Origin of the sequence: Paraburkholderia elongata (assembly GCF_013177735.1) — a bacterium.
GTDB lineage: Bacteria > Pseudomonadota > Gammaproteobacteria > Burkholderiales > Burkholderiaceae > Paraburkholderia > Paraburkholderia elongata.
The window spans coordinates 48,733-71,142 of the sequence record NZ_WOEZ01000178.1 but is presented as its reverse complement, the minus strand read 5'-3'; the positions used below and the strand labels follow the sequence as shown (position 1 = coordinate 71,142).

Here is a 22,410-nt window from a genome sequence, read left to right as displayed (position 1 = left end):
GGATCTCACGCGCGCGGCGAACCGGCGCGCATGCGATTCATCATTCGAAAGGAAAGATTATGAAGATCAAAGGTGCTGTCGTTTTCGTGACGGGCGCGAACCGTGGGCTTGGCCTCGAGTTCGCGAAACAGGCGCTCGAAAGAGGGGCGTGGAAGGTATATGCGGGCGCACGCGATCCGGCCAGCGTGACGCTGCCGGGAGTCGTGCCCGTGAAGCTCGACGTGACCGATCCGGCGGCCGTGGCCGCGGCCGCCCACGCGGCGCGCGACGTCACGCTGCTGATCAACAACGCGGGCATCGCGCGGCTCGGTAGCCTGACGGACGACGATGCGCTCGAGGCGTTGCGCGATCACTTCGAAACCAATGTGTTCGGCATGCTGGCGATGTCGCGGGCGTTCGCGGGGAGCCTCGCCGGCAACGGCGGCGGTGCGATCCTGAACGTGCTGTCCGTCGCGAGCTGGGTGAACCGGCCGATTCTGTCTGCCTACGGTGTGTCGAAGTCGGCCGCGTGGGCGCTGACCAATGGCCTGCGCCAATCGCTGCGCGATCAGCGCACACAGGTCGTCGGGCTGCATGCCGGCTTCATCGATACGGATCTGGTGCGCGGGCTGGAAGTGCCGAAGGCAACGCCGGCCGACGTCGTGCGCCAGGCGTACGACGCGATCGAGGCCGGCGCGGAGGAGGTGTCCACCGACGAGTTCACGCGGCAGGTGAAGGCCGGGCTTTCGGCGGGCGTCTATCTGAACGACGCGACGCCGCACTGACGGCACCGGAGCGGTCGCCCGTCGCGCGCATTCGCACGCGACGGGCAGGCCTGTCCACGATCGGTACTTCCACGGCACTACTTCTTCGAGCGCCGAAATCTTCGGATAGGGCATTTGTTCTGCCGACATCGTTTCGCTAGTGTATGTCGTCGCGAGCCTGCGCTCCAACGTGGGGACAAGCTCTTGTGGAACGAACACCCACGGCGTTATGGGCCAGCTTCCGTCAACATATAGATCACGGGCTAATGCAAGTCGCAGTGCGTGCCAATTTGAGTGCCAGGCGCTAAGACGCTTTCCCAGGTCGGAGAGCGACGACGAGAATGAAATCTCACACAGGAAAACCTGACGATCGCGCAAATTGATAGCCACGGCGTCGCAGTATCAGTGCAGGCCTGGGCGATCCGGATTCGCACCCGGATTCAACTGAATGCAGCACTCGGTATTTACGAACATCGCACGATCCGCCCGCAAATACTCGGTGACAATACCTTGGTAGTAGTCCATGTTTGCGAGCGCTTTTTCTAGTCGGTCTGTTTGTTCAACCGCGAAACCAATTCAGCGATCATCGGATCTCGATCATCGATCGTCAGATCGATGCCCTCAGACTCACCAACGGCACGAGACAGCATGCACAGAACCCTCCTGTGCGGCACGACCGCCAGAAAAGGATTTCGAATAACGTGCCGCAACTTCATGCGCTTATAGGCTGGCGGTGTTCCAAGTTCAAGCATGGCGAGTGACGTCAGCAAAAGCTCCTGTACTTCACTCAGGTTAAGCCCCGTGATCCCTCCACGTAAGTCCTGACCGATTGCTAGAGCGCGGCCAACGACCTTGGACTGTGTGGCATTGTCCAGATGGCTGAGGGTTAGCTTTGCGACCACAGCATTGTTCGCGGCCTTGATCGTCCTTCCCAAGCGAAAATACCATCTCAAGACGCTGAGAATGACGATACCGGGCCGTCGCGATCGATGGGTGCAAGCTGGTTCATTCTTCTTCTCTGAGATTGGTGGATCATCGGTCAAAATTTGACCCACTGTCGGGTGCTTCCGGATCAGCGGGCGGTGCTGCATCCTGGTCTGGGTTGGGTGGGTCTTCGGGGACAGGCGGCTGCGGATTGCGCACAGCGTCGCGCAGCTCGTCGCGCTCCCATGCCTCGCGCTCACGCTGCGCTGCCCGACGTTCCAGCGCCTCGGCATCGAGCTCCGCAAGCCGGACCTGCCGGATACTCTCCAGGTGCGCCTGATCGAACACGATGCGCATGCGAGTGTCGGCTGCCACGCGCGCGGCGGCTGTCTGGAACGCCTCGGGTCCGGACAGCGAGAGCGTGGAGCCGAACTTCTGCTGCGCGAAATGCAGCGCAATCTCGATCGCCTCGCGCTCGCTATCCCACAGGCGCAATGTGCGGCCCTCGTCGACGAGGAACGCCACGCCGTCCTTCCGGTAGTCGACCTCGCCGCTGGCCCGCACCTCGTACGTGATCGCCGGGCCCGCGTAGATGATCTCGTTGCGATCGTGGGCTGCCGGTCGCTTCACCGCAAGAGACGGCGCACTGAAAATGACCGCGCGTTCGTCGTCTGCACGTTCCGTCCGCAGGCGGATCTGCTGCATCCGGCGCAACTCACGCAGCGCCCGTTCGTCGCCTTCCTGAGCGCGCTCCTGCAGGAAGTCACGATACTGCTCGGTCAACGGCCGGCTTGCGGCGCCCTTCAACGCATCCCGCTCTTTCGCGATCTGCACACGCAGCGCGGCCTCTGCCTCAAGGCGCGCAACCCGTGCTGCGGACAACTGCTCGCGGCGCTGCGCGCCTGACAGGTCCATGCGCGGGCGTTCAATGAGCGCGCTCCGGGCACTGTAGAACTCAGATTTGACCGCCTTTCGCCGCTCACTCTCATGATCGGCCTGCGCATCCCACGCGCGACGTAGCTCGTTCCGGTATGCCGATCGCCATTGCTGGAACTCGCCCCATAGGTCCCGTTCAGGCGTACGCCTCGGTGCATGCTCCGGATCACGTCCTGTCTGTGCACGATAGGTCTCGCGCAGCAGCTGCGCCGCCTCCTCCCATGACAGGTTCATCTCTTTGGTGAGGAAGTCAGACACATTCAGATTGCGCGAGCCGACCTGGATTCTGTCACTGCCGTCTGCGCCTTTACCGATCGAATACTTTTCGACGATCAGTCCGTGCGTATGCGCGAGCACGGCCACCAACCGGCCCGCGTCTAGCGTCGCACGAATCTCGGTGAACTCATCCCGCTCCCGGGCACGTCGCGCCGTGCGAGCCTCGGACAGGTCACGCGCAAACTGGTCGCGAACGGTATCGGCTGCCCGGCCCGTCGACGCGCGCGCACGTGCATTGAAATCGACCGACGCCGCGTCCGTCGGCTGCGGCGTATCAGTTGGCGGGATCTCGAACGGCAGCGATTCGATCGCATCGAACGATTGCACATCCGAGAGGTTGCGGATCTCCTCACGTGGCCCGAGCCCAGCGGGAATGCGGCTACCGCCAGACGCATCGCTCAGACCAAAAGGCTCGCGTGAGCCGAACGGGCCTCCGGCCCGCATGAACTTCCCGGCACCGGTGCGCGCGAGGCGCATCCGCCCCGCCTCATCTGCCTGGTCCCAGGCGACAAACATGCGATCGACGATCACTTTCCATTCAGGTTCACCGGCGGACCTGTCAACCGCATCGGGCTCGTCCGGCCATTGCCAGCGCCCCTCCCTCTCGTCGTAACCTCCGCCGGGTTCGAAGTCGCGGTCGGCACCTTCGCGCCATCGGGGCCGCGGCACCGATGTTTCTAGCTGTTCTCTTCCCGCTCGCTCGCGATCGCCAGACCATCGCAATGCGTCAACTCGTTCGGCTTGCTGGTCTCCCAGCTCCAGTAATGCATCAGCCGGCAGAAGCATTTGACGTCGCGCGGCGTCGCCATCCACACCGCGGCCGGGCACGCCATGCACACGGTGAGCGGGTTGGGACGGCGCGCCGGATCGATCGAAGCGAGCGTCAAAGTCGTGATCCGCTCCGGCTCGCCATCGCCCCGTGATTTCGCGGTGCGCGCGTTCGAGCTCGTTCCACCATTGCTGCGATTGCCCTGTCCTTTCCGGCTCCCGCCCGGCGCCGCGCTCTCGCGCCCGCCCTCCTGCTCCGGCGGCTCCCATTCGCCGCCAATCTCGCCAGTCTCCGGATCGATCGTGGCGCTGTTGTCTTCGCTCTCGTGTGCGCTCATTGAGCCCTCCTGTTGCATTGTAGAACCGCTGTTCGCGGTGATCGAGAATGCGCCGCTGCTCCGCCGGCGACGCTGCCTGATACGTCTTGTAAAAACTGCTGCCGCTGTTCAGATACTTGATCTCGCGCGCGCGAGTGTCGTGCCACGTCTCGAGCGAATCGAGATAGATCCGCGGCGTATCGCGCGATACGCCTGGCTCAACGTACTGCGCATGCACATTCGATTCGAGCGCCTCACGCTTGGCCGTAGCATCGAGCTCGATGAACTCGCGCGAAAACACGAACTCCTTCAGGTTCACACCCTTCGCGGCACCGGCCGGTTTGACGTTCTCGTACTCCGACTCCCTGCCAGCATTGCGTGTGCGCGTCTCGCCGTACTCCGTGATCAAGGCCTTGAAGTCGTCATACCTGGACACATCACGCGCCATCACTGCCTCAAGAATCGAGGCCTTCAGCTCGCGGTTAGCGCCCTCGAACACATCGCCCTTGTACCGGCTGATCATTTCGGACGCGTCCGTGAACTGCACACGCCGGTTGTCTTTCGGACTCGCAAGTCCGTACTTCGCGTTGATGTGCTCCTGAAAGGCCTCCAGATACCGCTCATTATGGTCAACCTTCCCGAACGGATCGAGCCGTCGGCCCGTCACAAGATTCACTTCCGGAATCACGATATGCACGTGCACCTTGCGCTCGACCGGCTCCCCCGTCTTGCGGTCCGCATAGCTCTTGATGCGCGGAACATGCGCTTCAGCGTAGAAGTTGTATTCGTCCCGACGGTACGCGGCAAACGCGAACGCCTCGAACTCCCGAACAATCTCACCTAACAGCTCGCGGTCAACCTCGTCTTCCTTGAATGACAGCGTGACGTTCAGGTAGCGTTCGGCGTCTGTGTCGATCGACTGGATGATGTCGTTCGTCAGATCGAGATCGCCGGCCAGGATCACGCGCTCGTCCATCTCGTCGCGTTCCATTTCGCGACCCTGCTTCTGGCCCTTCTCCAGGTATGCCTTGATCCCGTCGTGATAGCCGCGTACGCGTATGAGCATCGTCCTACTCCAGCGTCCCGCGCTCGGCGAGCCAGCGCTCAGCCCCTTCGATGCGCAAAAGCAGCGTGCTGTGCACGATCGACAGCAGCAGATGGCCAGCGGCATCGACGAACGCCCGGGCGCTGTCGCAGTCCGGCTGCGTCAGCGTACGCGCACCGTCATGGTCGCGATCGAAGTGCAGCTTCGTCTCCAGCTCGATGACCGCCATGATGGCAGCCTGCTTTTGATCCATTCCCATCGAAATCAGTCGACCTTGTTCAGGGTGGCCTTGAGATACTGCCCGATGAGCTGCAATTGCGTGAGCAGTTGCTCGTAGGTCGCCTCCGAAAGCTTCCCGCGAACGTGCTCCGAGTTCGCGCGGTGAGCAATCTGGTTCAAGTTGTTGCTGGTCTTGTTGAAGATGTACAGCAACCGCTTGCGGTCTCCGCTCGCCACCGGCCGCGCAATCACCTGCGTACGGTTGGTCAGCACCGCCTGCCGGAAGAACTCCGATTGCGTCATCCCGCTTTGCGCCACCTTTGCAAGGTACGCGTCGCGATCCGCATCCGACAGACGGAACGCGATCGGCTTGCCCAGCCCTGCCCCGCCATTGCTTTTTTGCTTGGGCATCACCAGAGCCCCGTCGAGCGACTACGATCGATGTGAGCGCCGACCATCGCGAACGGCCTGCCATCGTCCTCGATCGGATGCGCGCGAAACTCGTATTCCGGCCAGCGCAACTCGCACTCGCGCAACGCGCGCATCGCCTGGTCGCCCGTCATTGGCCGCGTATAGCCCGCCCACGGCAGATAACGCGGCTCGCTGCCGCGCTCGTCGACACGCGGCCCCACTACAAGCTGGATCACCCATTCGCTGCTCGGAATCATGACTGCACCTCCGTATTCATTACGCATACCAGGCAGTGCTTAATGTCGGTGGCGGAGCCACCGACCAGTCTGACGCGGCAGTAGATCGCGTCGGGGTTTCAAAGGGGCTCGCCCCTTTGGCACGGAATATTTTACGGAACGCGTAGCGTTGCGTAAACATATTCGACGTGCCTCGCCGCGCTTTCGCCATACATTATTTCCTACGCATATTCTACGGCCCTACTACACCAGTACATCACGCATTGCATCGGAATACTACACATTACAACCTTGCCCCTACATGCTGTCCTCATTCATACTACGCCCATACTACATTTATTCGCCATTTTCCCAATGGATCACGAACAGCTTGCTTCCGCGCTGCGCCGCCTTGCCAGCACAAGCCCGAAACGCAGCAAGGCTTCGCATCTCAAGACCCTCCTTCCAGACATCGAGGCGGCGCTCGCCGCTCGCGTTCCCGCCGTTGATATCCTGAATACCTTGCGCGAACAGGGACTCGATATCTCCCTTCGGACGTTCCACGGAACTCTGTACAGGCTTCGAAAGACCGCCTCTACGCCCGGTTCCGGACGCAAATCCGGCGCTGCGGCAGCCCGCCCCAACGTCCCGGCCCCCGTGACAGCCTCCCGGGCAACAGCCCCTCTCGAACCGCACAAGCCCGCGCCTTCCACGACCGATGCACCGGCACCGGCCCAGACTCGCATCAAAACCTTCGAGCAATTGCAGTCTGAGAATCCCCACCTCTCAAGCATGCAGTTGAACCGCCTCTACGCCGAACAGTACGGCGAACCTCGCGTGAGCAATGCCGATATTGACGCGCTCAAGAAAAAATATCCTCAGCACACGAAACCGTGAACCGCATCGCCCCGCCGCGCTGCGCCGGGTCGGGCCGCTCCCCATGCATTCTGCATGGGTCCCCGTGGCCCTCGATACGGGCGCGCGGCGCGCGCGATACCACCTTGGTTCACACCACGCAGTTACATTCTGTTTCGCAAATCGCGGCGCCTTCAGGCGTGCTCCCTGGCATAATCGCCCTGCCGCTGCTTGGCCCCCAAAAGCACGCGGTAGGAGCCTCGGAAAGCCGGTCTTCGTACCGGCTTCTTTTTTTCCTGTGCAGTACTCCTAAAGCAAAAAGCCGCCCCGGCTTTCACCCGGACGGCGGCATGTGACAACCTGCACTTACGCGAAGTGCATCACGGCTCAGGCGGCTTCGGCTTCCTCCGCATCCCCGTCGTTGCACTCATCCTGCGTGCCGTCGGCATCGCTTTCCTCGTCATCCTCCCAATGGCGGTACGTGACATGTCTCGGCACCTCACGGTTGCGCAGCACTTCCGGCAACCAGCCCGAGTCCGTCATGCGAAGTTCGGCGGCAGCGGCGGCGTCCCCCTTTTTCATCCCGCGCAGTTCGCCTACGGCCTGCGACGAAATTGTCTCGCCGACAACCGTCACGATACGATCTTTCGAGACGTGCTCGAAATACCCTGCACGCGTTGGCTTCCAATAGCGCGTGAGGTCCAGTTCCAGCGTGTTCGCCACTTCGTTGACCGGGTGCGCCCGGTCAACGGGACTGATGCTGTCTACCGTCGCGGCCACACAGAATGCAAACAGGTTCGACATCACGTCCACGTCCTGTTGCAGCAGCCACGCGAGCAGTTCATCGGTGCGCTTCGGCAGCATCCGGCTCCACTTCGTCCGCTCAACTTCAAGCGCCTTCCATGCAGCGCTGTCGGCCATGTCGTCGGCGTTCGACACCAACGCATCGCGCGACGTATGCACGTCGATCCGCACCGCATGATCGATGTATGACTGTCCGTACACGTCATCGAACACAGCCGGAATCATCCGGTACATCAGCACGGCCAGCGCGACGGTCGGCTGCTGCGCAAGCTCGATCTGTACCGCAGCCGTGCGGTGCGCGGTAAGCCGTTTGCACAGCTTTTCGCCGTGCAGCGGCTTGGCCTTCGGGGGCAGGTCACGATTTCGCTGCGCATGCGCGAGCTGCGCAATACTGCCCGCGTCTGCGTCGTTGATTTCCCGGCAGCGCAGGCCACGCGTGATCTGCACCTTCCCGTCCTCGTCGATGGCGACGAACGCACCGGCCTGCTTCATGTCGTCGGCGGCGAACGTTTCGAAGCGCTCGGCATAGGCGTCAACAGCAGCCGAAGCATCGTTGAGCGCGTTGTCCAGCTTTTCCCAAAGCGCCTCGTCTTCCTCGCTGTCCTGATCGGCGTAATACGCATCGAGCGCGGCCTTCGCCTCGTCGCGCGTGGCAACAAGCTTCGCAAGCTCGGCCTTTTCCGCTTTGGTTGGCTTGCGTGTGGTCGATGCGATCCGGTCGTACTGGAACAGTTCGGCCTGGTAACAGCGGGTCCGCGTCTCCACGAAACACCAGCCCTCAGCGGCTACGGCCTGGGATAGCTCGATCAGGCGGTCAGTCGCAAGCCGATGCAGCAGGTCCGCGTCCGCGATGTATCCGGCGTTCTGGTCGTCGGAAAATAGATCGCGACGCACATAGCCTCCTGCGGCCTCGTAAGCGTCCAACCCGACAAACTTCGCGAGCGGATTCTCGCTGGCATCAAGTTCCGCTTTCGTCAGCGCTGCGCGCAGTTCGGATGGTCGGCGTTGCCAGGCATTTGGGGCATCGTTCCACACGCGTTCCTGCGTCGCGTGATCGTCGGCCAGTGCGAGCACCTTCGCCTGCTCATAGTCCAGCTTGTCGTCGCGCAGCAGGTCAAGCAGCGCCGGAGCGAGGTTCGCAATTTTCAGTGCACGGCGCACCACCATTTCGGACACTTTGAACAGCGCCGCGACGTGGGCCACGCTTTTGCCCTCCTCCGTGAGCAGGCGGAACGCGACGCTTTCATCTGCGATCGACATGGCTTCCCGTTCCCGGTTCTCGATCAGCGACGCGGCCACCGCCTCGCCATCACTGACGATCAGCACCGGCACCTGGTAATCCTTAGTAATGTGCCCCTGCGAAAACAGCAGATCCAGCGCGGCCAGCCGCCGCTGTCCGGCGCACACGCCAAGCTTCGGCACCTTTTCGCGGCCTTTCATCTCGTGCACGACGAGATTCTGTATCAGTCCTTTCCCAGCAATTGTTCCGGCCAGCGCCTCGATGCCGGTGGGTGCCTTTTTGCGGACATTCAGCGGCGAGCGGCACAGCCGTCCGTACGGGACATATTCGATCTGCGCTTCGCTGCCGAAGCTGGTTTCCAGCGCGTCCGGGACGCTGCTAGCTGCCGCGACTGCCTTTTGTTCAGATGCTTCCATCGGTTTTTCTCCGGTTAGTGACCAGAAGTTGCTCCGGCCTCACAATCATAATAGGGCGTATTGCCCTATAAATAAAGGTGGACGTTCATATTAATTATTAATCAGCGAGAAGATTCAATTAAAACAAATTCAAAACAAACTAACAGATCAGCTTGTGTATAGGGCAATTTGCCCTATACTACGAACTGAGGCCGAACTGTTTTCGGTCACTAACCGGAGAGAAACCGATGACTCAAGAAATCTCTGTTGACGCGATCACCTCGTCTGTCGTTCCCGACGAACTGCGTCTCAACTTCCTGCCGCACTACCTCGGTTCGCACTACCTGCGTGGCGAGGTGTTGGTGTACGAGTGGGCGCGCCGACTCGCAAGCGCCTATGACGGTGGTTCGTGGATCTTCTTCCAACTGTCGAACGGTGGTTTTTACATGGCTCCTGAGCGATGCGGACGGCTTCATGTCCGGTGGCATATGAACGGTTACAACGACATGATGGGCGCCGACGCTTTCGGCATCGTTGTGACGCTCTTTGCCCTGTGCCATCTGGCCGAACTGCGCCAGGACGACAGGATCATCGAGCACTACCATGCGCTTCGCGCCTACGCGGCGCAGCACGTAGAGGCCGCCAACATCCTGCGCGCCATCGACTGACGTATTGACCACTCACGGCTCCGGCCTGTGGGCTGGGGCTGATCCTGATATTGGGGAACAGCATGGACACCACTTACCTGACAAGCCGTTTCGGACGCAACGCAGTTGGCACACGTTCGGATCGCCCGCTGACGAATGACGAGATTGCAGAGGTTGCCCCGTCGATCTTCGCGCTGTCCGCGCACGAAAGCCGCTCAGAACGGTACACCTACATTCCAACCAGCGACGTACTGGACGGCCTGCGCAAGGAAGGTTTTCAGCCCTTCATGGCCTGTCAGACCCGCGTTCGCGCCGACGACAAGCGCGCGCACACGAAACATATGGTCCGCCTGCGCCACGCCGACCAGATCACGGGCCGTGAAGCTAACGAAATCATCCTCCTGAACAGCCACGATGGCAGCAGCAGCTACCAGATGCTCGCCGGGATGTTCCGGTTCGTCTGTCAGAACGGGATGGTCTGTGGAGACACCATTGGAGATATCCGCGTGCCTCACAAGGGCGACGTGATCGGCCAGGTGATCGAAGGAGCGTTCAAGGTGCTCGACAGCTTCGAGGCAGCGACCCATCAGCGTGAGGGGATGGCCGGACTGGCGTTGACCCACGGCGAACAGACCGCTTTCGCGCGGGCCGCGCTTACGCTGCGGTACGACGATGACAAGCCAGCGCCCATCACTGAGCAGCAACTTCTAACACCGCATCGCATGGAGGATCGCGCACCGGACCTGTGGACGACATTAAATCGAGTGCAGGAAAACATGATCAACGGCGGCCTGCGCGGTCGTAACGCGACTGGCCGGGCAACCACAACCCGAGCCGTAACCGGCATTGACCAGAACATCAGGCTCAACCGCGCCCTCTGGGTGCTCGCCGACGAACTGTGCCGCCTGCGCGGCTAACAGGTGCGCCCGGCCTTCGGGCCGGGCATGACCTCACTATGGAAACCGACATGGATACCGTTCACATCCGCCCAACGTGGCTGACCGCCCTCCTTCCGCTGCTGGCCGTCTATCAATACGGCGATCGTTCCCTGGTGCGCTCGGAACTGTTCCGCATGGCATTGTCCGCCGATGCCGCCGCGCGCTCCGCCGAAGCACTCGACCGGATTGCCAACATGCGGGACCGCGACGGGCACCCAATCGACATGCACCGGGAAGAGTTGCGCGCGATAGCCCGCAACGCTCTCTCCGAGTTTGATCGTGTGCCGCCCCGTGCCCCGCAGCCTGCCCTACCCGAGTCAGGGTTTTAACGAAAGTTTTCCTCTGTTTCATTCAAACTGTCAGGAGTACAAGTCATGAACAAGCTTTTCTTTACTGGCCGTGTTGCCGCCGCCCCAGTGCTTGCGAATCACGGAGATTCAAAGGTGACCAAATTCACACTGATTTCCAACGAGTACGCCGGTCGCGACGAAGGCAGCGGCGAAGCGAAAGAGCGTCAGGTGAGAATTCAGTTCACCGCTTTTGGTTCGCGCGGTGAGGCCATCGCCAGAAACGTTCTGAAGGGCGATCAACTGATCGTTGAGGCGAAGCTGTCGAACAACGATTTCACGGACGGTGAAGGCATCGAGCGCTACGGCTACAACTTCACGGTCGATAATTTCGACTTCGGCGCGCCGGGCGAACTCAAGCGGGCGCAACTCGCGCGGCGTCAGGAATAATCCATGTCGGCCCCGGTTCATGCCGGGGCTGTTGCCCGGTACAGGAAATGCCCCTGAAACCTTGGGCGGCGTTGTATTTCATTCAGGCGCGTACTTGGCTGAAAATAGCCTCAGCGGCGTGCGCGTCCCAGCCTTCCGGTAGGGATCCCCCTTCCTGCCAAACCTTGAGCCCGGATGACCGCAGGCGTCACGCGCGCGCCGGCGCGCCCGGATCGAGGCGCACGGGGACCCGCGCCGAAAGGCGTGGGGAGCGCGCCGGCGCGGCGCAGTAGCGCCGGGACGATCCGGAACAGCGCAGGCAGACCGGGGGCGGGGTCGTCAAGCAGCCGCAGGCTGCGTGATTCCTCCGCGGCGAAGCCGTGGGGGCTGGATCCTGGATCGGCTTGCGGACCGCCGAGGCCAGCGGTGACGTACGATCGCATACACGGACTCAATCAACAGGACCAGAGATGGAAGGCAGAACGATTTACGCTGGCGCCGACGGACTGGCTCGTCTCAAGGTACACATGGTTGTGGCCCGGCGCGCGCGGAAGCGAGGAACCGGCGTTCGGTACAGTAGCGAATATTTCTGCGGCATGGTTGTCGGGCTTGTGCAGGTCGATGCGCCCGATGCAACGGTGCCGTTCGGCATCGCCCCTTTTATCACCGACCGCGGGTACGCGGTCGAAGTCCCCTACTCCGGACAAGCAAGGTAACACCATGAACATTCCGCCCCGCCCGAAAACACACCGGATCACCAGTGACGTACCCGAGCACCTCCTCGAGGCATTCCAGCACACCGTCACGGAATTCTTTACGAACGCGCACGGCGGCCAGACACCGGCGCAGCGCGCAGTGGAGATCCGCGCCAGCGATCGTGACCGCGGCCTCGATTCGCTCCTGCAGCTCGTCGACGTGGCCGAAGGCGGCACCGAACAGGCGGAGACCGTCGCGGAATTTCTCGCGGGCCTGTACAACGGGACCGACTACCGGTTCGATCTCACGGCGCTGCGCGCGCTGGAGGACGATCTTTTCGAGCACTGTCTCGCCGTGCTGCGACTCGATCACCGGCCAACCGTCGAGGTGCACAGCTATTTTCCTGGCGGTGAGCAGCGCTGGCAGCAGATAATCGCGCGCTGGAATTTGGACAAACGCCCCGCGCCGGAGCCGGCGCCGGTTCATGGCGAGCGCTATCAGGCCCGCTATGTGACGAATCAGGAAGCACCAGGTTATCGCGATATCACGCTGGTGGTGGCGATCGACGGGGACCCGGCCCGCCAGCTGCCGATCGAACTGCACTTTTCGGCTGCAGACTCGGAGAGCATGGCCCGTGATCTTCTGGACCTGCATCGTCGCGCATGGGCGCCTCGCGATCACCGCGCCGGCCCTATCGACGTAAAGGCAGGCGAACTCCCGCCACGGTGGCTTTAATAAATAGACTGAGCGGAAAAGGAAAAATGAATAACGACTTCCACACACGCATTCGCCCCGAATGTCTGCTGCCGTGGGTACAAGGCTGGCAGCAACCAACCGGTGTTGAGATTCGTGAGGTCATAGGTCGCACGGGACTAACCGGTCGGGCAGTCGCGGATTTGGTCGGTCTGAGCGAAAAAGGGGGCGGCCGGCAGGTTCGGCGATGGATAAGCGAGGAGTCGCATATCCCCTACGCTGCCTGGGCAATCCTTTGCGAAGTAGCAGGTCTGGGCAAGATCTGGGAAACCCGGGAGTAGTCTGGTCTGCTGAGTCAGGACGTGCCGGGCTCCCCTCGGCGGGACGGATCGACCCAAGGCCGCGATATTACTGGTGTTCAGACCACAGCGCGCCGGCGTCGGACATCCGCTGATAGTCGCCGGCGAGTGTGCGTCGGACGCGCTTCTTTTCCGCCTCCTCATAGAAGGGCGCCCGGTATGGCGCAACACGTGCGGTGTGGTGCGCGCACCGGCGACTACATCTTGTACTCTGGCGCTTTCACGAGTCGTCAGTATTGTCCTGCAGGACCGTCTCGTAGTCCTGTCCGCCGTAGAAAATGCCGATCACAGAGACCTGCTCCGCGTCGACGTCGAAAGCTATCACTACCCTCTTGCGGTAATTCGTGACGCGCAGGCCCTCGCGAATGTCATCCCGGCGATTGCCCCGATGCGGAAATGTCCGCAACTCTTCGCAGTACGTAATGATTGCGCTGATATAGCGTTCCGCGGTCACCGGCGAGGCTGCGGCCGCAATGTAGCGATAGAGCTCGAGCAGCTGTTCCTGCGCTTCCGGTGTAAAGACGACGGTATAGGACATTACGCTTTTTCGATGGCCTTGCGGTGTTCAGCGGCAAGCGACGCGCGCAGCTGGTCGACGCCGATGGCGCGAGACGGGTCAGCCTTCAGTGCATCATAAGCGGGCGCGACCTGCTCGCGCAGCCAGCTTTCCACTGCACGGTCACGCGCGAGCAGCGCCCGGAGTCCATCGCGGATCACTTCGCTCTCCGTCGCGTATTCGCCAGCCGCCACCTTGGACCTGACTGCCTCGGCCATTTCGTTGGGCAGCGTGATGCTGAATTGTTGGGTTGATCGCACGGGAAGTCTCCCTTCTGAGAGTAGGATTTAATCCTACACTTTGCCTTCGAGACCTGCAAGCCGTCCGCGCGCCGACAGGCGGCTGCACACCCTCACGGGCGTCAGTGTGCACGAACGCCAGCAACGGTCGCACGCAGCACCTTCTTCATCTCGGCAAGCCGTTCGCCTGCTGCCTCGGTGAGGACCCGCGGCATCGCATAGGTGGGCTGAGGACGCGGTGCTGCCTGCCGGTCTTCTCTGCCCCGCTGCCGCTTGCTTTCGAATGCCGCCTCCCGCTCCGGCGTGGCCCGAACGAGGTGCCCGCTTTCGATCGCGGCAACGAAATCCACCTGCCAGTTTCCGGCGCTGACGCGTGGTGCAGTCTCCCCACATTCGTGGACGGTGACCGTGCTGGCGTCGCTGGCCACGCAGATCCGTCGCGAGGTATCGCAGTCGAAGAAGATCCCGCCGACATTACGCTGGACCACAGTGGCGACCCGGAGCGCTTCCTGGTCGGCCTCGTGGCGTCGGGCCGCTGCCTGCCGTTTGTTGCGAGCCTGCCAGGCGAAATCAGCGGTCGAGCGCAGCAGCGCGCGCAGATAGTTGATGGGGCGCTGGGCTTTGCGGAGGTGTTCCCAGGCGACGTCAACGACATCGGAAAGCAGCTTCTGGTGCTCGCGTGCTTCGCGCATGAGTTTGAAAATCAGGAATTCATGAAATCCCAGGCGGCGAAGGCGCTCGAGGTCGCTGGGAAGCTGGCCCGGTTGTCTCTTTTGAGAAGAAGCAGGGTAAAGATCCTTATATATAGCACCGTCTGCCACGCTGGCAGACGGCTGCGACAAGGAACGGACCGCGGGGGCGACTGCCTCCTGGTGATCCGGTTCGGGGTCGCTGGCGATGGCCGGCGGCTCGACGAGACCGAGCAACTGGGCAGCCGGCTCAGTGAGGTGGAGGTAGGCGCGACCAAACAGACCTGCCTCGCCATAGCGCCTCTGTGGAGGGCGGACGATCAGGCCGGCGGTTTCGAGATCATCGAGGCTACGATAGAACGTGCGCATGGATTGCATGGCGCGGCCAGTAAGCAGTTCGCGGCGCGCGTAAATCGCCGCGTAAGGGCGATGGGCGTCGACGGTGCGGGCGAGGGCCGAGAGCAGGGCGCGGGCACGGGCGGGGACGCCGTGCAGATGTGCGGCGCGATGCGCGGCGCGAAAAACGATCCACGGGAGATTGGTGGTGTCGCAGGTGAATTCGGCGAGGGCGTCGGCATCGATTTTGATATCTGCCGGATCAGCCGGGTGAGGGCGAATGTCCCCCTCGCCGGCAACGAAGTGTTGCGCGATAGGCATGTCTACACGTCCATTTCGAAAAAATGGATGACACATGCTTGACTGCCAATCACGTTCCGCTACACTTCGAGGTGTTTGGTCCCTTGCCCGATTCCAGTCGGGGAAGTGCAGCAGCTGGGTGAGCGACAGCAAGCCCAATATTCAAAAGCCTTCGGTTCCAGCCGAAGGCTTTTGTTTTTACTACGGTCAGAAGCTAGGCATTTCGGCTCCGGTTCTTCATTGGCACTTCATAAGTGCTTGTTTCTTCGATGGTTCCCAGAGGGAACCGGCTTTAATGCATCTCGCGACCGCCTGATCGCTAAATCCAAACCATTGAATCAAAAGAAGTTCCCAGTGGGAACGCGCTCTACTCGCGCTGCTTCAACTTCGATTCGATGAACGCCTGGATCTCCTTGGCCCACTGCCCGGCTTGATCAGCCTCGTCGGTTAATTTCACACCAATCACGCCATTGCGAGCGGTGATCTCGCAAAAGCGTTTTTTCCCAACTTTCACCACCAGCGTCTCACGGGCGTTTGTGTCGGGAGCCTTCGGCTTTGCGGTGGCGAGCTTGACGGCATTCTCCTGAGTAAATGCCTCGTCCTCGACCAAACGCTGGATTGCCTGCGTGACTTCGGCTGCCTTGCCGGCGCCGGTCGCGGTTGCAAGCTTCGCCGCCGCATGGCTGCCGAGCCGCTCAGGTCGCTGCGCGAGAATTTCTTTGGCTTCGTCAGGCAGACCCTCGAAGGCAAAGATGCGGCTAACGTGCGATTTGGCGAGCCCTGCGGCTTCGGCTAAGTCCTGACGCGTCAACTCAGTGCCTTCCTGCAGCCGTTTGAAGTTCCAATACTTTTCGAAGTCCGAAAGCGACGGCGACAGCAGGTTGGAAAAGAATGCGACTCTCTCAACCAGCGAGCGGTCGATATTGAGGATGTTCGCCTCAATTTCCTCGCGTCCAAGCTCGCGATAAATGGCGACGCGATTGTTGCCGGCGACAATGTCCCAGTCGCCGTCCGGTCGCTCTTCGACACTGACTGGCGTTGAAAGTGGGTACTTTTCAAGGTTCGCCTTTAGTTCGCTGTATTGCTCTGCAGTCAGGTTTCTGCGCCGCCCGGGGACCTCATGGAGGCGAGCTACGGGAAGTTTGGCCTTCGCCGCCCCCTGAAGCGCGGTCTTGAGGCGCTCGATCTCTTCTCGTTGTGCGGCTGCTGTTGCCTGCAAGTGCATCAGCTGCCCTGGAGCTGTCCTGGGGCCGCCGGGCTTTGTCGCAGTGGCGCGTGCCTGGTCAGCCTCCGTTAGCTGAATGTTCGCGGCTTTGGCTGCTTGATCCTTGATCCAAGACATTTCTAGGCTCCTCGTGTCCACATCGCACTGACCTTGTCGTCAACACGATCGACCAGCTGGTCGACTGGCGAGCGAATGCGCCGCAGCGTCTCCGCGCCCCCTTCGTAGCTCGCGAGATCGTAGATCGTGGAAAAGCGCATGTTCGTGTTGCGTGCAAGATCGGTCTCGGGGATTTCAACAGGGATCACTCGGGAGCCATATATCTGCGAAATCCAGGCCTGCAAAACTTGCGCAGCCGCCTTTGGCGTGGAACGCGTGACGAGGACATCGACAAAATCGAATTCCTTTGTCCGCTCGTCGCCAAAAGCCTTCATCCCGTTAATTAGGTCGGCAAACAGGTGCCAGAACTGCACCATCGAGGCAAAGGAGAGCATGTCGGGCACGACAGGGACGATTACGCCGTCTGCGGCAAAGATCGCATTGATTGTCAGGTAGCTAAGCGTCGGCGCAGTATCGATGATGATGTAGTCGTACTCGTCCTTCAGGCCTTCGAGGCCGTCGTGAAGAACCTGTTCGAATCGCACCCCATGCTCGGTCGCAGACGCTCGGGCCGGGAGCATGAACTCAGCATTGAACAGCTCCGTGGACGACGGGATTAAATCAAGGTTTGGCCAATAGGTAGGAGTGGGGAGCGCCCGCATATCGAATGGCTGATCGCTAAGATAGGCCTCGACCAACGGCATGATTGTCTGGGAAGAATCAACCTCTGCATGGGGGTTGATGCCGTACAGTGTTGTTGCGCTTCCTTGAGGATCAAGGTCGATATGGAGCACGCGGCGCCCCCGCCGCATCGACAAACCCTGCGCAAGCAATGTCGAGGTCGTAGTTTTGGTGACACCACCCTTGAAGTTGGCGACGGCCAGCACCTTGGCCGGGCCTTGACGCGGTGCAGGCTTGAGTTCAGCCTTGATCCATTCGATCGTCTCGGCGACGGAGAAAGAGCGCGGAGCGCCCGGTCGGGTCTGTCGTCCTTCTGGTAGTTCACCCTTTTTCAGAACGTAGGCCATTCGCTGCTTGTCGATCCCGCACATCTCCTGGACGCGCGCCGATGTAATGAGCGGCGCCTCCTTTCGGGGAAAGGGCTCAAGCATCTCGTCCCGGATCTTTTGAAGCATCACGTCCGACAGCTGCGCAAGGCGCATGAGGTCGTCCGCGGTGGTTTTTCCGGGGTGAGCGAGGGTTATGTCCATTTACGTTCCTACCGTTCACGATGATTGGACCGATTCGGCAAGAGTGGACCGCCACGGTCGAATTGACACGGAGATTAGCCGTCGTAAACGGTAAACGCAAGTTAACTTTTTTGGGGATGTACCGTCTCAGAGCCGCCTGGGCAGGCGGTTTCGCGCAAAAACCTAATAATCTGCGTGAAGTGAGGCAGGGTAGTTGACGGAATGAGACCACCGCCGCGCTACGTCTCGATCCTGTTGGCGGGGTCGGCTTCCACTCTTTTTCGCGTACTTTTCCGCGTGCAAGAACGTCCCCGTACCAACAGATAGGCTGGGCGCGGGTGGTAGCTAGCGCGCCTCAGCGATTCGTCGTCGCTCCGGCGGTTGACCATCCGGGCATTAGCGCGCCCCACGGGGCGTTGCCTGGGATGTGCGCTGCGGCCGTCCCTTGCAGCCGATGCGCCGCGGGGAGGGCAGGGCGAGGAGCCCGGATAACGGGAGCCGCAGCATGGCGTCACCAGCGGTGCGTTGTGATGCGGCGGCCGCCCGGTACCGCTGGAACACCCGTTTGCACTGTCCAGGCCGGTTGCGGGACGATCGACCTCGAAAAAGGAGCCGTCTCCCGTCGGAGATCTTCCCGCAACGGCTGGCCGCCGGCACATCTCCGACCGGTGGCATTGCGTCACTGTCAGGCGCCGTTCACGGCATCCTTGAACGCCTTGCCTGCCGTGAATTTCACCGTCTTCGCGGCCGGGATCTGGATCTCGGCACCGGTTGCCGGATTGCGTCCGACCCGTGCGGCGCGCGCCCCCGTCGAAAACGAGCCGAATCCGATCAGCTGTACCGTTTTGCCCTTCGTCAGTTCGCCCGTGATCGCCGCGATCACCGCGTCGATCGTCTCGCCCGTGGCGACCTTGCTGTCGCCGGTCTTCGTGGCAACCGCATCCACCAGTTCCTGCTTGTTCATTGCTGCCTCCTCGTTGTGGTTGTGATGCCGCCACCCTACCTGATCGGTGGGCCTTCGCGCAATCAGCGCCGGGCGAGCCAGTCTCGCAGCAACAGGCACTTCGGGTGGGTCACCTCTGCCCAGCGCGCGGTGCCTGATGAAGTCACACGTGGCTCGCCGGACCCTGAAAAGATAGGGGCACATCATGGTCAATGCCGCTAACTCCTGTTAGCGGCATGGCGTTTAATGAGTAAATAATGAATAATCTGCTTTAAACCCGGCCTAAGCCGGTGCCTGATAGGTGTTTACCCGTATCAGGTCGCGATGAACCCCTGAAGGCATTGGCCGACCGCCGACCACGCCAAGGAGCCAGACAATGCCAACTACCGCCGCCGCGTGGGGCACCGTGCGCGCCAGCCTCGCACAAGTGTCGTTCGCCGACATCAAGACCATCGCCGGGCTGGCCGGACTGGACCTCATACCCCTTGCCCACCTCCAGCAAAAGCCGGAGAAGGGCGCCACCAAGGAACAGTTGCTGTCCGCGGTCGAGGGCCAGCTCGGCCACCTCGAGCCGGATGCCCGGCAGCGTTTCGTGATCCTTGTCGCCGAAGAGGTCCTGAAACGCCGACCGGACCTGCGCGAGGCGCTGGAGGAACAGCTAGCGCGGCACGGTTGGGGCCTGCTCGAGAATCACCTGATTCCGCTGCAGCTATTCGATCCCGCCGAACTGGCGAGTGTGCCGGATCTGCCGCGCGCCGATCTGGCCAGGGCTGCGCAGCGCTTTCGCGATGGCGATCTGGGTGGGGCGATTGCAGCGGCTTGCGGGGCAGTGGATTCCGCGGTGGCGGCCGTCTATGCCGATTACCGGCTGGGCGAACCGGCCAGGTCGTTTCAGGAAGGCTGCAACCGGGCGCTGGCGGCGGTGATGGAGCTGGAGACGCCGTTGCGCGAGCTCGGGTGGGATACCGAAACGGCCGCGAAGCTTGCAGGGAATTTCAGGGGCGCGCTCAGCCAGGGCGCCTTCGTGATGCAGACGTTGCGCTCGAAGATGGGTGACGTGCACGGCAGCAAGCCGATCCTGAAGCCCCTCGTGTTCGATGTGCTGAAGTGGGCGGAACTGTTTGTCCGCACGCTTACGGTCCGCTGAACGTGCCTGCACGGCAAAACGGGTGATGAACCGACACCGCAAGGAGGCGTGCACGCTGCTGACCGACCGTGACCGCGATGCGCTGTACCCGGTTCGCCAGACCTTCGTGGCCTGGCGCCGGAACAGCGACAGCACCGCTCGCGACGACGACGCGATCGGCCACCTGCTCGACGCGATCGACGACGCGCTCGAGCTCACGGAGGGCGACGACACCGAGTCGTGGCAGCGAGCCATCGAACGCGTGCGGAGCATGCTGGCTCACGTCGGCCTGACGACGAACGACTGGCGCCTTCAGGACGTGGTCGGCGCGCAATATCGGATGCTGGTGGCACGGGGAGTGACTGGATGACGTGCACGACGAAGGTTGCCGCCTTCGGGCTCGCGATGAGCGGCCTGGGATTCGGCCTGGCGGCGGCCTGGTACTGGGGGAAGTCGACGCGCGTGCCGGTCGATCCGCTGAACGGCGATCCGAACGCCATCATGCCGGTCGTGCCGGAACTCGCGCAGCAGGCGTGGCGGGCCGCCCAGTTCCGCGCGAATCAGGAGGTCGGTCGCTTGAACACCGTCGCCGCCATTCTGACCGCAGTCGCGGTGCTGCTCAGCACCGCGTCGTCGGTAGTCGCCCTGTTCTGATCCCATGGCGAACCACCCACAACAGCTCGCGCTACCCCCGCCGCGCACCTATTCGCGTACCGAGTTCGCCGCCCTGCGCGCCCGGGTGCAGGGCGTGCCGGTCGCGAAGATCGCGCGCCTGTATTTCGACAGCGACACCACCACCTATATTGACGAGCCGGAGCAGCTTGAGCGATTCCTGCGCACGATGCGCGACGATCTGGTCCAGCTGGCCATCTTGCACGGATCGGCCGTGCTGGCCGACCACCTGCGCGCCTCGATCGCGAAGCACGGCAGTGCGCGGCTGGCGAGTGCCTCGCTGCAGATGGTCGAGCAGGCGTCGAGGCTCGCCGTCGCCGAGCCGCTGGCCGGTCACGCCGTCGGCCTGTGGTTCCGGCCGCTGATCGCGCGGCACCTGGCAGGCGAGGGCATCCACACGCTTGCCGAGCTCGTCGCTGTTGCGAACCGCCGCGGCGGCAGCTGGTGGCGTTCGGTGCCGCGCATCGGGCCCGGCCGTGCGCGGGTGATCGTCGCGTGGCTGCGACGGCACGTCGATTCGCTCGGCGTGACGGTTGCGGCCGACGTCGATGCCGCAGCGCCGCTCGTTGCACCGGGCGACATCGTGGTGATCGGACCGGCCAGCGGGCAGCTCGCGCCGCTCGAGCGCATGGCATTGCCACACGCGCTGTCCGGCGAGCACGGCACCAACCGTGCGCCTGTCTTCCCGTACGTCCGGGCCCGCCACGACCTCGACGCGGTGCGGGCCTACCTGGCCGGCTACGCCGGACAGACGGCCACCCAGCGCGCGTACGTACGCGAGCTCGAGCGGCTGGTGCTGTGGGCAACAACGCAGCGCGGCGTGGCGCTGTCGTCATTGACGGTCGAAGACTGCGAGGCCTACAAGGCATTTCTGGCCGCGCCGGCGGCCGCCTTTACCGGTCCGCCGGTGTCGCGCACCTCGGGCCGGTGGCGTCCGTTCGCGCCGGGCGGCCTGTCTGCGGACAGTCAGCGGTACGCGGTACGTGCGATCCGGGCCGCGTTCGACTGGCTGGTCGACGTGCGCTATCTGGCCGGCAATCCGTGGCGGGCCGTGAAGGATCCGAGGGCCGTCCGGCGCGCGCAGAAAATGAAGATCGATCGCGCCCTGCCGATCGACCTGTGGACGCGCGTGCGCGTATTTCTCTCCGATCGCACCGGCAGTTCCGGTCCCCAGGGGGCACGTTGGCGCGCGGCACGCGCGCTCCTGCTGCTCATGGGCGATTCGGGCCTGCGTATCGCCGAGGCTGCGGCGATACGGCGCCCGGCGCTCGAGTGGCTGCCTGCGGACGGAGAGGTGCCCCCGACGTGGTTGCTGCAGGTCATTGGCAAGGGCGACAGGGAGCGGTTCGTACCGTTGAGCGATGAGTGCATCGCCGCGCTGCATGCGCACTGGCGCGACCGCGGGCTCGACTTCAATGCGCCAGACGTGGACGCACCGCTCATCGCTCCGCTCGTCATACCGGGGACGAAAAGGGCCCGCAGGAAGTTTGGACTGGATGACGGCAAAGAGGATGTGGCCGGAGTGCCGCTGCAGGAAGGGTATTCAGTGCGCGGTGCACGGGGACTCACCAGCTGGGCGATCCGTCAGATGCTCGAGCACCTGACGGATCTCAACGAGTCCGAGCGCCGGCAACTCGCACACACCTCACCTCATGCGCTGCGGCATACGTTCGGCACGCAGTCGGTAGCCGCCGACGTCCCGCTCGACGTCGTGCAGCGAATCATGGGGCACGCGTCACTGCAGACCACCACAACTTACGTGACAGCCGAGCGGCGGCGGATGCGCGCTGAGGTCTCAAAGTATCACTCGCGGCTGACCGGATCGGGACAGAAATAACCGG

Annotated in this window: 24 protein-coding genes; 12 read left to right on the top strand and 12 right to left on the bottom strand. The window is 62.4% G+C overall.

The features are described 5' to 3' along the window. The first annotated feature begins 59 nt into the window (after positions 1-59). Positions 60-764, top strand: coding sequence for an SDR family oxidoreductase (locus GNZ13_RS30250; RefSeq protein WP_172171430.1), 705 nt, complete (start codon positions 60-62; stop codon positions 762-764). Positions 765-1,285: 521 nt separating this feature from the next. On the opposite strand, the gene GNZ13_RS51680 is transcribed toward GNZ13_RS30250, so the two are convergent. Genes GNZ13_RS51680 through GNZ13_RS30220 form a run of 5 tightly spaced genes read right to left on the bottom strand, consistent with a single transcriptional unit; the run spans position 1,286 to position 5,896 of the window. After that, positions 1,286-1,798 (bottom strand): hypothetical protein, encoded by a 513-nt coding sequence (locus GNZ13_RS51680; RefSeq protein ID WP_216675075.1) that lies wholly within the window; start codon positions 1,796-1,798, stop codon positions 1,286-1,288. Then, positions 1,776-5,030, bottom strand: coding sequence for an LPD7 domain-containing protein (locus GNZ13_RS30235; RefSeq protein WP_172171428.1), 3,255 nt, complete (start codon positions 5,028-5,030; stop codon positions 1,776-1,778). Before GNZ13_RS30235 ends, GNZ13_RS51680 begins: the two co-directional genes overlap by 23 nt. A 4-nt stretch (positions 5,031-5,034) precedes the next feature. Continuing rightward, positions 5,035-5,238, bottom strand: a complete 204-nt coding sequence (locus tag GNZ13_RS30230; RefSeq protein WP_236002254.1) for a hypothetical protein — start codon at positions 5,236-5,238, stop codon at positions 5,035-5,037. Between the two features lie 35 nt (positions 5,239-5,273). Next, positions 5,274-5,639 (bottom strand): plasmid mobilization protein, encoded by a 366-nt coding sequence (locus GNZ13_RS30225; RefSeq protein WP_172171424.1) that lies wholly within the window; start codon positions 5,637-5,639, stop codon positions 5,274-5,276. Beyond that, positions 5,639-5,896, bottom strand: a complete 258-nt coding sequence (locus GNZ13_RS30220; RefSeq protein ID WP_172171422.1) for a hypothetical protein — start codon at positions 5,894-5,896, stop codon at positions 5,639-5,641. The genes GNZ13_RS30225 and GNZ13_RS30220 overlap by 1 nt, the downstream gene beginning before the upstream one ends. 333 nt (positions 5,897-6,229) lie before the next feature. Between GNZ13_RS30220 and GNZ13_RS30215 the strand changes: the two genes are divergently transcribed. Next, a complete protein-coding gene (locus tag GNZ13_RS30215; protein ID WP_172171420.1) occupies positions 6,230-6,751 on the top strand; it encodes a hypothetical protein in 522 nt (173 codons plus the stop codon). Between the two features lie 345 nt (positions 6,752-7,096). On the opposite strand, the gene GNZ13_RS30210 is transcribed toward GNZ13_RS30215, so the two are convergent. Continuing rightward, a complete protein-coding gene (locus tag GNZ13_RS30210; protein ID WP_172171418.1) occupies positions 7,097-9,169 on the bottom strand; it encodes a ParB/RepB/Spo0J family partition protein in 2,073 nt (690 codons plus the stop codon). Positions 9,170-9,396: 227 nt separating this feature from the next. Here GNZ13_RS30210 and GNZ13_RS30205 point away from each other — a divergent pair, with 227 nt between their 5' ends. The 6 genes from GNZ13_RS30205 to GNZ13_RS30180 all read left to right on the top strand — a co-directional run bounded on the left by GNZ13_RS30205 (position 9,397) and on the right by GNZ13_RS30180 (position 12,880). Next, positions 9,397-9,816 carry an antirestriction protein gene (locus GNZ13_RS30205; RefSeq protein WP_172171416.1) on the top strand — a complete coding sequence of 140 codons (420 nt, stop codon included), beginning with the start codon at positions 9,397-9,399 and terminating at the stop codon, positions 9,814-9,816. Between the two features lie 62 nt (positions 9,817-9,878). Then, positions 9,879-10,712 (top strand): DUF932 domain-containing protein, encoded by an 834-nt coding sequence (locus GNZ13_RS30200; RefSeq protein ID WP_172171414.1) that lies wholly within the window; start codon positions 9,879-9,881, stop codon positions 10,710-10,712. Positions 10,713-10,762: 50 nt separating this feature from the next. Further along, positions 10,763-11,062 (top strand): hypothetical protein, encoded by a 300-nt coding sequence (locus GNZ13_RS30195; protein WP_172171412.1) that lies wholly within the window; start codon positions 10,763-10,765, stop codon positions 11,060-11,062. Positions 11,063-11,107: 45 nt separating this feature from the next. Further along, a complete protein-coding gene (locus GNZ13_RS30190; protein WP_097397481.1) occupies positions 11,108-11,470 on the top strand; it encodes a single-stranded DNA-binding protein in 363 nt (120 codons plus the stop codon). A gap of 449 nt (positions 11,471-11,919) precedes the next feature. Further along, positions 11,920-12,165: a hypothetical protein gene (locus GNZ13_RS30185; RefSeq protein WP_172171410.1), complete on the top strand. Its 246-nt coding sequence runs from the start codon at positions 11,920-11,922 to the stop codon at positions 12,163-12,165. A 4-nt stretch (positions 12,166-12,169) separates the two neighbouring features. Continuing rightward, positions 12,170-12,880 (top strand): DUF7673 family protein, encoded by a 711-nt coding sequence (locus GNZ13_RS30180; protein ID WP_172171408.1) that lies wholly within the window; start codon positions 12,170-12,172, stop codon positions 12,878-12,880. Positions 12,881-13,417: 537 nt separating this feature from the next. On the opposite strand, the gene GNZ13_RS30170 is transcribed toward GNZ13_RS30180, so the two are convergent. From GNZ13_RS30170 to GNZ13_RS30145, 6 genes are all read right to left on the bottom strand, one after another. Continuing rightward, positions 13,418-13,735, bottom strand: a complete 318-nt coding sequence (locus tag GNZ13_RS30170) for a type II toxin-antitoxin system RelE/ParE family toxin (protein ID WP_172171406.1) — start codon at positions 13,733-13,735, stop codon at positions 13,418-13,420. Further along, positions 13,735-14,013 carry a ribbon-helix-helix domain-containing protein gene (locus GNZ13_RS30165; protein WP_007182877.1) on the bottom strand — a complete coding sequence of 93 codons (279 nt, stop codon included), beginning with the start codon at positions 14,011-14,013 and terminating at the stop codon, positions 13,735-13,737. Before GNZ13_RS30165 ends, GNZ13_RS30170 begins: the two co-directional genes overlap by 1 nt. A gap of 101 nt (positions 14,014-14,114) precedes the next feature. Further along, complete coding sequence (locus GNZ13_RS30160; RefSeq protein ID WP_172171404.1) at positions 14,115-15,338, bottom strand: hypothetical protein; 1,224 nt, start codon at positions 15,336-15,338, stop codon at positions 14,115-14,117. 346 nt (positions 15,339-15,684) lie between these two features. After that, entirely contained in the window at positions 15,685-16,659 is a 975-nt protein-coding gene (locus GNZ13_RS30155; RefSeq protein WP_172171402.1) for a ParB/RepB/Spo0J family partition protein, read from the bottom strand. A gap of 2 nt (positions 16,660-16,661) precedes the next feature. Continuing rightward, the gene (locus tag GNZ13_RS30150; protein ID WP_172171400.1) at positions 16,662-17,849 is read right to left on the bottom strand and encodes a ParA family protein; all 1,188 of its coding nucleotides are present in this window, start codon (positions 17,847-17,849) and stop codon (positions 16,662-16,664) included. Positions 17,850-18,513: 664 nt separating this feature from the next. Next, complete coding sequence (locus GNZ13_RS30145) at positions 18,514-18,792, bottom strand: HU family DNA-binding protein (protein WP_028371196.1); 279 nt, start codon at positions 18,790-18,792, stop codon at positions 18,514-18,516. A gap of 355 nt (positions 18,793-19,147) precedes the next feature. Between GNZ13_RS30145 and GNZ13_RS30140 the strand changes: the two genes are divergently transcribed. From GNZ13_RS30140 to GNZ13_RS30125, 4 genes are read left to right on the top strand one after another with little or no spacing between them, the layout of a single operon-like run. After that, complete coding sequence (locus GNZ13_RS30140; protein WP_172171398.1) at positions 19,148-19,918, top strand: hypothetical protein; 771 nt, start codon at positions 19,148-19,150, stop codon at positions 19,916-19,918. A 25-nt stretch (positions 19,919-19,943) separates the two neighbouring features. Further along, positions 19,944-20,267 carry a hypothetical protein gene (locus GNZ13_RS30135; protein ID WP_172171396.1) on the top strand — a complete coding sequence of 108 codons (324 nt, stop codon included), beginning with the start codon at positions 19,944-19,946 and terminating at the stop codon, positions 20,265-20,267. Further along, positions 20,264-20,551, top strand: a complete 288-nt coding sequence (locus GNZ13_RS30130) for a hypothetical protein (protein ID WP_172171394.1) — start codon at positions 20,264-20,266, stop codon at positions 20,549-20,551. The genes GNZ13_RS30135 and GNZ13_RS30130 overlap by 4 nt, the downstream gene beginning before the upstream one ends. Positions 20,552-20,555: 4 nt before the next feature. After that, entirely contained in the window at positions 20,556-22,406 is a 1,851-nt protein-coding gene (locus GNZ13_RS30125; RefSeq protein WP_172171392.1) for a site-specific integrase, read from the top strand. Positions 22,407-22,410: the final 4 nt, after the last annotated feature.